1 protein-coding gene is annotated in these 1,989 nt (G+C 68.3%); it reads left to right on the plus strand.

The features are described 5' to 3' along the window. Positions 1 to 175 precede the first annotated feature (175 nt). Complete coding sequence (locus ACY34I_RS40310; protein WP_462760809.1) at positions 176 to 1,876, plus strand: IS1634 family transposase; 1,701 nt, start codon at positions 176 to 178, stop codon at positions 1,874 to 1,876. Positions 1,877 to 1,989 lie beyond the last annotated feature (113 nt).

Genomic DNA, 1,989 nt, shown 5'->3' on the forward strand with positions numbered 1-1,989 from the left:
CCTGCCTTCCGCAGGTCCGCGTCGATATAGTCAGCGCCACGGCGTGAAGGTGCAGGTCAGGGCGTTGTGGCCTGGTGAGATCAGCGAATTCGCCTAGTGACACGTCTGCCTGTGGATAACTCCGCTGAGCTGGCGATCTATGCCTGGTGCCATAGTCGGTGTACGGTCGTGCCTCGTGTACGTGAAGGCGTCGACCCGCAAGACCCGCGACGGGCAGACGATCCGCTATCTGCAGTTGGCCCACAACGAGTGGGATCCGGTCGCGAAGGCGTCCAAGACGCGGGTGCTGTACTCGTTCGGTCGTGAGGACCAGCTCGACGTGGCCGGGGTGCGTCGCCTCGTGGACGCGTTGTCGCGGCTGCTGGACCCGGCCGAGGCCCTCGCCGCGGCCGCGCCGACGGGGTTGTCGTTCGTCGAGTCCCGGCCGCTGGGCGGGGCGTGGCTGCTCGACGGACTGTGGCGCCGGCTGCGCATCGACACCGTCCTGCGGCCGCTGGTCGGCTCCGTCCGGCGGGAGGTCGACGTCGAACGGGTGCTGTTCGCGCTGGTCGCGAACCGGGCTTTGAAGCCGTCGAGCAAGCTGGCCGCCGCCGAGTGGATCTGCCAGGACGTGCACCTGCCCGGTCTGCCGCACGTCACCGACGACGCCTGCTACCGGGCGATGGACCAGCTCATCGAGGTTGAACCCGCGTTGACCCGCGGCGTCTACGACCAGATCGCCGATCTGCTCAACCTGGAAGTCGACCTGCTGTTCTTCGACACCACCAGCACCTACTTCGAACTCGACGAGGGCGACGACCTCGTCTGGCGCGACGACAAGGGCAAGCCGGTCGACGCCGACGACCCCGCCGCGGTCAAACAGGCCGGGTTCCGCAGCCACGGCAAGAGCAAGGACTCCCGCGATGACCTGCCCCAGGTCGTGGTCGGGATGGCCGTCACCCGCACCGGCATCCCCGTGCGCGTGTGGTGCTGGCCCGGCAACACCGGCGACTCCGCCTTGATCCGGCAGGTCAAGACCGACATGCGCGAGTGGAGTCTGGCCCGCGTCGTCTGGGTCGCCGACCGCGGCTTCGCCTCGGCGGAGAACCGCCGCTTCCTGCAACAAGGCGGCGGGCACTACATCCTCGGCGAGAAGCTACGCGCCGGCACCAGCGAAGCCGACGCCGCCCTCGCACGGCAGGGCCGCTACGCCACCGTCGCGGACAACCTGCAGGTCAAAGAGGTCAACATCGACACCGACGACCGGTTCGTCATCTGCTACAACCCCGAGGCCGCCGACCGTGACGCCGCCGTCCGCCAGCGGCTGCTCGCCCAGCTCACCGACCTGATCGACGGCACCGACACCCTGTCAGCCACCCGGCGGGCCGAGCTACGCGGCGTGATCTCCACCAAATCCGGCCTCAACCGGTTCCTGCGCGTCACCCCGAAAGGCCTGCTCCGCATCGATCACGCGAAGATCAAGACCGAACAACGCCTGGACGGCAAGTATCTGCTGCGCTGCTCCGACCCGAAACTGTCCGCCGAGGACATCGCCCTGGGCTACAAGCAGCTACTCGAAGTCGAACGCGGCTGGCGCGACATGAAGACCACCCTCGACCTGCGGCCGGTGTTCCACCGCCGCGAGGACCGCATCCGCGCCCACATCCTGCTCTGCTGGCTGGCCCTGCTCCTGATCCGCGTCGCCGAAACCGAGACCGGCCGAACCTGGACTACCATCCGCACCGAGATCGACCGGCTGCACCTCGGCGTGTTCACCGGCCCCGCCGGCACGTTCGCCCAGCGCACCGAGCTGTCCCAGCCCCAGAAGACCCTCCTCGCGAAGCTGGGCATCACCGAACCGCCCCGCGTCTTCGACGCGACACCCGCAACCGCCTGACCAGCACGAACAGCAAGGCCTAGTGACACGCCACGTCGCCGGGCCAACAGGAGTTCGCCCAGCTCCCAGCCCAGATTCGCGGACTATATCGACGCGGAGCTGCGGAACGCAGG

This window comes from Micromonospora sp. RTBAU3-60, assembly GCF_054963695.1.